Annotated in this window: 1 protein-coding gene; it reads right to left on the reverse strand. The window is 49.5% G+C overall.

From position 1 onward, the window contains the following. Window positions 1-51: 51 nt before the first annotated feature. On the reverse strand, window positions 52-9429 hold a 9378-nt coding region (locus R7E42_RS11710), incomplete at its 5' end, for a tandem-95 repeat protein (RefSeq protein WP_318072694.1).

The following is a 9429-nucleotide window of genomic DNA, read 5'->3' on the forward strand; positions in this document are numbered from 1 at the left end:
CTGCATGGCTTTGGTTCGGGAAGCAATGACACTGCCCTCGTCTAGGACTGGTTACATTGAGCTTTGATCGAAATCGTTGCCTTGGTCAGTACCTGTTTGAGTATCCGAGTCGAAGCTGCCAGAGTCATCCGTGAAGTCAACACCTTGATCTTGACCTCCTGCACTTGTCCAGTCGCTGCCGCCAGATTCCATACCCGCCATATCTGGTTGCTGATCTTGAGCAGAACCTTGCATGGTGTATTGATCATCGACTTCAACTTCAACTGTGCCACTCGCACCTTCTACTGCGCTGCCCAATTCGTCGTAACCTTGGAATTGGATTTCGCTCGTACCTTCGTAACCTTCTGGTAGGTCAACCGATACTGGTTGGTTCAGGTTGCCACTTAATGTGAAGCTGCCATCGCCATTATCCAGTGCGTTGCTTACCGATGCGCCATCAGGTAGACCGGACATTTCTGCATAATCCACCGATTCGTTACCGCTGACCTCATCTGGAACCGAGATAGAAATGGTATCGCCTGGTGCTGCAGTCACATCAGCTGCGCTCTCCTCTTCACTGTCTGCACCGTTTGCTGCTTGCTCTTCAGGCTGTTGCGCTTCGCCAACTTGCTGCTCTGCTGATGCTTGAGCAGTTTGGATTTGTGGCTCGTCGCTTTGCGCTGAATCGTCCGCAACTTGGATGCTCAGATTCTGAGTCGATACTTCACCATTGTCGTTGACCTGAACATCCATAGCCAAATTGCCATCGAAGTCATCGTTCGGCCAGTATGTCCACTCTTCACCACCTGATTTCGCAAAGAAACCAGCATCGTTTGCATCGGCGACATCCAACACTTCTGCTGAAGGGCTAATGCCAAGTTCATCAATCAACTGTGCTTCCGTTAGTGTTAGTGAACCATCATCAGCCAGTGCGTAGCCTTCGCTGGTAGTGGTTTCACCTTCACCTTGGATGTCGACATTAAAGAAGCTCTCAATGCGGTTTTCACCGTCAGTTGCAATGAAGCCAACTTGAACATCTCCGGTGTAGCCTTCTGCTGGTGTGAATTGGTAGTTACCTTGGTTATCGGTCTCTATCACACCTTGACCTTCCATTAGGCTCACTGACTCAATGCTCAAGCTGTCGCCTTCTGCATCGCTCAAGGTCGACAGCATGTCATCATTGGTGAACGACAAGGTGCCATCCGCTGCCATTTCTGTGGTAGAAATGCTGTCGATTTCTGGAGAAGCATTCTCTTGTGGTGCGTCTTCTTTCACGACCACACCCGTTTGCTCATCATGAAGCACACCGTCTTTATCAATCACGTAAGCGATATCCGCTTCACCAGTAAAGCCTGGTGCTGGATTGAATGTCCATGTGCCATCACCGTTATCGACAATCTCACCTTGGCTGCGGTCAGCTAGGTGAACAAATTTCACTTCATCACCCGCGTCAGCGTCTACGTTTTCTGCCAATCCGATTAGGTCATCAGCGGTTAGGATAACGGGCTCACCCGCTAGGGTTTCGAAGTCACCTGAATCGATGCCATCTTCGAACTCTTCTGGCTCGTCACCATAATCCACCGTTGTTGCGGTCACGGTTACGAAGAACTCGCCATTAAAGTCAGCCGGAGGCGTCATTTGCAGGTCTGAAATATCCCACTCGTTCAAGTCGATGTATTGACCCGGTTCCGTAATGGTAATGGTGTTCACACCATCCGTAACTTCGAAGCCAACAGGGAAACCAGTCATCACTAGGTTACTCAGTGTTTCTGAATCGTCGATCAGACCAACATTCAAGCCTAGGTGACCCGTTTCGTCCTCACCGAAGACTAACGGACCATCATGGTCGGTTGTGATGACCGCGCCATCCGCAACAGGGCGAACAAACACTGGTACATCAAGTACTGTTTCAAACTCACCGTCACTTACCACAACTTGCAAGTCAGAAACCCCTGCAAAATCGCCAGTCGGTGTGAACGTCCAAGTACCGTCACCGTTGTCTGTTACCTCACCACCATCTTCACCTTCTGCGGTGATAATGCGTGATACGACTAGGTTTTCAGTGTCAATGTCGCCGAACAAGTTCATCAGGTCGCCAGCGTCGAAGGTGAATGCGCCATCCTCGTCGGTTGCCATAAAGGCATTACCCACATTGAATGGAGCATCGTTGACTGGAATGACATCCACATTCAACGAGCCTTCAACCACTTCTTCACCATCCGTCGCGGTGTAGCCCAGTTCCACCAAACCATTGAAGTCTTGAGTGGTTACCAAGTGGTACATACCATCTGGTTGCTGGGTTAATGTCGCGTTTGCAGGCGCACGAACCGTGATGCTTTCTACGCTGATTTCGTCACCATCAAGATCCGTAACTTGATCAGCGATGTAAGCAGGGTCAATCACCATGACCACATCTTCTTCGCCTTGCATCTGGATGGTTGGCGCTTCTGGTGCATCGTTAACCGCTTCGATGTTTAGATTGCCTTCAACCGGCGTCACTAAATCACCATCGCTGACACCGAACGACATTGGCACATCACCATTGAAGTTCTCAGCCGGAGTGAATGACCAAGTGCCATCACTGTTGTCTAGCAAGTCACCGTATTGCTCATCAATCACTAGGTCGACAGCAGACAGTTCGTCGTAGGTGTTGTCGATGTCTGTTGCATTAGCAAGCAACATGTCCTGCGTGATAAGAATGGTGGTATCTTCGGTGCCAGCAATATTCACTGGCGTTGATTGCGGCGCATCGTTAATTGGGTTCACCGTTAGGTCGACGCCCACTTCCACGCTCGCACCATCGTTATCAATCAAGTCGAAGCTTAGGTCGATATCGCCATTGAAGTTCGCATCAGGCGTAATCGTAAAGCTACCATCTTGGTTCTCAACAACGGTTGCATTGGCTACCGCGGTTAAGTTCACTGCTTCTAGATTATCGCTGTCTACGTCACCCGCTTGAGCCAGTAACTGCTCTTGACTCAATGTGATTGAACCGTCTTCATCGACACTGTAAGCCAAGTCGCCAGATACCGGAGCATCGTTGACTGGCAATACATCGATGTTCGCGTTGGTTGTCGCAGTTGCACCGTCTTCATCAGCCACTACTACGTCTAGGCTTACGCCACCATTGAAGTTTTCATTTGGCGCGAAGCTATAAGTGCCATCGTCATTCGCCGTTAGAATGCCATCGCTACCACTGTAAGAGACGCTTTTTAGGCTCACGTCACCTTCCACATCGCTTGATTGCGCTAGCAGTTGCTCTTCCGTGAAGATAATGACTTCGTCTTCATTGACAGAGTAACTTGTCGCACCTGCGATTGGTGGATCGTTCACCTCAAGAACGGTAATACCCGCAGTGGTTGAGTCTGTCGCACCCTCTTCATCGACAACTACAACGTCTAGGCTGACCTCGCCATTGAAGTTCTCGTTTGGAGAGAAGGTGTACGTACCATCGCCATTGTCTTGGAAGACGCCATCTGCGCCGCTGTAGCTGACACTATCAATCGCGACTTCGCCTTCGACGTCAGATGAGTTAGCCAATAACTGCTCGTTACTGATGGTGATCGAATTGTCTTCATGCACCGTGTAAGACGTGCTGCCTGCAACCGGTGGATCGTTCTCTGGCGTCACGCTTACGTCGATATTTGCGGTCACGGTATCCGTGCCATCAGAAACATCGAAGGTAAAGTTCACATCACCATTGAAGTTCTCGTTTGGAGCAAAGCTGTAGGTACCATCACCGTTATCGGTTAGGACACCATCGGCACCAGTGTAATTGACACCTTCTACCGATAGGTCATCACCATCGATATCCGTTGCGCCATCAAGCAGATCTTGGTCAGTGAAGGTCAACACGCCATCTTCACCAATGGTGAACGCTTGATCTTCCGGCTGCGGCAAGTCATTGACTGGGTTAACCGTTAGGTCAGCCGTTGCAACGATAGTATCGCTGCCATCATTGATATCGAACGTGATATCAATGTCGCCATTGAAGTTCGCGTCAGGCGTGATAGTAAAGCTACCATCGTCATTAGCCGTAACCGTCGCATCACCGTCAACCACTAGGTTGGAAGCGGTTAGTGCATCGCCTTCTACATCCGATGCTTGTGCCAGTAACTGCTCTTGACTCAATGTGATTGAACCGTCTTCATCGACGCTGTAAGCCAAGTCGCCAGATACCGGAGCATCATTGATTGGTAAGACATCAATGTTCGCGTTGGTTGTCGCAGTTGCACCGTCTTCATCAGCCACTACTACGTCTAGACTTACGCCACCGTTGAAGTTTTCATTTGGCGCGAAGCTGTAAGTGCCATCGTCATTCGCCGTTAGAATGCCGTCGCTACCACTGTAAGAGACGCTTTCTAGGCTCACGTCGCCCTCCACATCGCTTGATTGCGCTAACAGTTGCTCTTCCGTGAAGATAATGACTTCGTCTTCATTGACAGAGTAACTTGTCGCACCTGCGATTGGTGGATCATTCACCTCAAGTACTGTAATACCTGCGGTAGTTGAATCCGTCGCACCGTCTTCATCGACCACGACAACATCTAGGCTCACTTCGCCATTGAAGTTCTCATTTGGAGAGAAGGTGTACGCACCATCACCATTGTCTTGGAACACACCATCTGCGCCACTGTAGCTCACGCTATCAACCGAAACATCGCCTTCAATATCCGATGAGTTCGCTAGTAGCTGTTCATCACTGATGGTGATCGAGTTATCTTCATGCACTGTGTAAGACGTGCTGCCCGCAACCGGTGGATCGTTCTCAGGTGTGACTGTCACATCGATATTCGCGGTCACGGTATCCGTGCCATCAGAAACATCAAAGGTGAAGTTCACGTCGCCATTGAAGTTTTCGTTTGGCGCGAAGCTGTACGTGCCATCACCATTGTCGGTTAGGACACCATCTGCGCCAGTGTAAGACACACCTTCTACCGATAGGTCATCGCCATCGATATCCGTTGCGCCATCAAGCAGATCTTCATCAGTGAACAGCAAGACGCCATCTTCACCAATGGTGAACGCTTGATCTTCCGGCTGCGGCAAGTCATTAACTGGGTTAACCTTTAGGTCCGCCGTTGCAACGATAGTATCGCTGCCATCATTGATATCGAACGTGATATCAATGTCGCCATTGAAGTTCGCGTCAGGCGTGATAGTAAAGCTACCATCGTCATTAGCCGTAACCGTCGCATCACCGTCAACCACTAGGTTGGAAGCGGTTAGTGCATCGCCTTCTACATCCGATGCTTGTGCCAGTAACTGCTCTTGACTCAATGTGATTGAACCGTCTTCATCGACGCTGTAAGCCAAGCCACCCGATACTGGAGCATCATTGATTGGCAGAACATCAATGTTTGCCGTCGTCGAAGCGGTCGCACCATCTTCGTCCACGACTACAACATCAAGATTCACTTCACCATTGAAGTTTTGGTTTGGTGCAAAGCTGAACGTGCCATCACCATTGTCGGTAAAGATACCTTCGCTGCCACTGTAGCTCACGCTATCTAGTGCTACCTCACCTTCAATATCGGAAGAGTTTGCCAACAACTGTTCTGCACTGATGGTGATAACTTCATCTTCATCAATGGTGTAACTGGTTGTACCTGCGATTGGTGGATCGTTCACTTCAAGAACGGTAATTCCCGCTGTTGTTGTATCAACCGCGCCGTCCTCGTCAACCACGACGACATCAAGGCTAACATCGCCTGTAAAGTTCTCGTTTGGTGAGAAGGTGTAAGTTCCATCGCCATTAATTTCTAGCACACCATCGTTACCGCTATAGCTCACGCTATCAATCGATACATCACCTTCAATATCCGATGAGTTCGCTAGTAGCTGTTCATCACTGATGGTGATCGAGTTGTCTTCATGCACAGTGTGAGACGTGCTGCCTGCCACCGGAGGATCGTTCTCTGGCGTAACACTCACATCGATATTCGCGGTCACGGTGTCCGTGCCATCAGAAACATCGAATGTAAAGTTCACATCACCATTGAAGTTCTCGTTTGGAGCAAAGATGTAGGTACCATCACCGTTATCGGTTAGGACACCGTCCGCGCCAGTGTATGTGACACCTTCTACCGATAGGTCATCGCCATCGATATCGGTTGCACCATCAAGCAAGTCTTGGTCAGTGAAGGTCAACACGCCATCTTCACCAATGGTGAACGCTTGATCTTCTGGCTGCGGCAAGTCATTGACTGGGTTAACCGTTAGGTCAGCCGTTGCAACGATAGTATCGCTGCCATCACTGATATCAAACGTGATATCAATGTCACCATTGAAGTTCGCATCAGGCGTAATGGTAAAGCTGCCATCATCGTTTGCAGTAACCGTTGCATCACCGTCAACCACTAAGTTAGTCGCGGTTAGCGCGTCCCCTTCTACATCCGATGCTTGAGCAAGAAGCTGCTCTTGGCTAAGCGTAATTGAATTGTCTTCGTCGACACTGTAAGCCAAATCACCCGATACTGGAGCATCATTGATTGGCAGAACATCAATGTTTGCCGTCGTCGAAGCGGTCGCACCATCTTCGTCCACGACTACAACATCAAGATTCACTTCACCATTGAAGTTTTGGTTTGGTGCAAAGCTGAACGTGCCATCACCATTGTCGGTAAAGATACCTTCGCTGCCACTGTAGCTCACGCTATCTAGTGCTACCTCACCTTCAATATCGGAAGAGTTTGCCAACAACTGTTCTGCGCTGATGGTGATAACTTCATCTTCATCAATGGTGTAACTGGTTGTGCCTGCGATTGGTGGATCATTCACCTCAAGAACGGTAATTCCCGCTGTTGTTGTATCAACCGCGCCGTCCTCGTCAACCACGACAACATCTAGGCTAACATCGCCTGTAAAGTTTTCGTTTGGTGAGAAGGTGTAAGTACCATCGCCATTAATTTCTAGCACACCGTCGTTACCGCTGTAGCTCACGCTGCTGATCGCAACATCACCCTCGATATCAGACGAATTAGCCAGTAGTTGCTCATCACTGATGGTGATCGAGTTGTCTTCATGCACAGTGTAAGACGTGCTACCGGCCACCGGAGGATCGTTCTCAGGTGTGACTGTCACATCGATATTCGCGGTCACGGTATCCGTGCCATCGGAAACATCGAAGGTAAAGTTCACGTCACCATTGAAGTTTTCGTTTGGTGCAAAGCTGTAAGTGCCGTCACCATTGTCGGTTAGGACACCGTCCGCGCCAGTGTAAGTCACGCCTTCAACTGTTAGGTTGTCACCTTCTACATCCGTCGCGCCTGTTAATAGGTCTGCATCTGTAAAGGTAAGAATACCGTCCTCACCCACTGTGAACGCTTGATCTTGTGGCTCTGGAGCGTCATTGACTGGTGTTACTGTTAAGTCGAGACCAGCCGCGACCACTTCTTCCCCGTCAGTCACATCGTAGGTGAACTCGATGTCACCGTAGAAGTTCTCGCTTGGAGTAATGGTGAAGCTGCCATCCTCGTTCATTTCAACCGTTGCATTTTCATCATTGGTGCTCAGGTTGATTGCGCTTAGGTCGTCACCATCAATATCAACGGCATGCTCAAGTAACTGCTCTTGAGTCAGCGTAATGCTGTTGTCTTCGGCAGTTACCGCCGTGATATCACCCGTCACTTCTGGTGCGTCATTGGTTGGCGAGATATGAATCGTCACATCTTGCGTCGCTGTCGCCGTTGTACCTGTATCCACATCCGTAGACGTAGCGTTCACAGTTAACGTCACATCGCCATTGAAGTCTGCAGAAGGAATAAACTCTAGCCCTTCTAGCTCGCCTGGTTGTAGTGACCAAGTGCCGTCGCCATTATCAACACCTGCTGATAGTGAGCTGCCTTCTGGCACATCTTCAATCAAGATAGAGAGGTTTTCTGAGCCATCGGTATCGGTCAATGCTGCATCGATATCAAGCGGCACTGGTGTATCTTCGGTACCAATGATTTGGTAATCCGCGTCCGCTACCGTGATTTCGATGTTGTCGATGCCGAATGACTCGTCAGGAATACTTTGGTTTAGCGTAGAACCAAAGCCTAACTGAAGCTGACCGTCTTCCACCGGAACGGTTAAGTTCACTTGGTGTGCTTGGTCGTTCCAACCACTGAAGCCTTCACGTTGAGAGGCTCCGTGGATCACTTCACCCACTTCGTTACCGTCAGAATCGTAAAGCGTTGTCGTACCATCTTGAGTACGGAACGCGGAGTTCTCCAAGGTGGTTAGCTGTTCGCCACCCACAAAGATTTGGAACGACTCGCCATCCCAAGAATCGATTTCGTAGAAACTAAACGAGATATTCACTTCGTTGACATCACTTGGAATATCGTAAGTTTTGCTTACCGCTTCATCACCGCCAGTGCCACCAATACGACCCAGCATATCGCCCGTTTCGAAGCCTTGTGAGCTCTCAGTGTTCGCGTTCCAACCGTTCGAGCCAGACTCGAAGTTATCAGACGCAATCACCAAGTCCGAAGCAATCGAAAGCTCTGGCATATCAACCACAGATTGAACGTCAATGTTCGCTTCAGCAGGAACCGTTGCAGTGCCATCGTTGACATCAAACGTTACGTTCACGTTGCCATCGAAGTTTTCATTCGGTGCAAAGGTGTACGTACCGTCACCGTTATCAACCAAGGTACCGCTGTCAGAAGCAACATTTTCAACCGTTAGGTTATCACCATCGATATCACCTGCATTTTGCAGCAGTTGCTCTTCGGTGAAGGTGAAACTGGTGTCTTCTTGCGTGACGAACTGTGGCTGACCAACCGTTGGTAGGTCGTTCACTGGGTTTACAGTCAGATCGGCAGTCGCTTGAATGGTTGCATCACCGTCGGTAATGTCGAAGCTCAGATCAATGTCGCCATTGAAGTCTGCATCTGGTGTGATAGTGAAGCTACCATCGTCATTCGCAACAACGGTCGCATTACCGTCAACAGTCAGGTTGGATGCGGTTAGATCATCACCATCCACATCGCCCGCTTGTGCAAGAAGCTGCTCTTGACTGAGAGTGATAGAACCATCTTCATCCACGCTGTAAGCCAAATCACCTGATACCGGTGCATCATTGATTGGCAATACATCGATGCTTGCATTGATTGCTACCGTTGCACCATCTTCATCAGTCACAACCACATCAAGGCTGACATCACCGTTGAAGTTTTCGTTTGGCGCGAAGCTGAATGTGCCATCGCCGTTGTCAGTAAAGATACCGTCAGAGCCGCTGTAGCTGACGCTATCAATCGCGACTTCGCCTTCAACATCAGAAGCATTCGCCAATAGCTGCTCAGAGCTAATGGTGATGACTTCGTCTTCGTTCACTGAGTAGCTGGTCGCGCCGGCAATTGGTGGATCGTTCACCTCAAGTACCGTGATACCTGCGGTAGTTGAATCCGTCGCACCGTCTTCATCGACCACGACAACATCTAGGCTCACTTCGCCATTGAAGTT

This window comes from Vibrio sp. Vb1337, assembly GCF_033338715.1.
GTDB classification, from domain to species: Bacteria; Pseudomonadota; Gammaproteobacteria; order Enterobacterales; family Vibrionaceae; genus Vibrio; species Vibrio alginolyticus.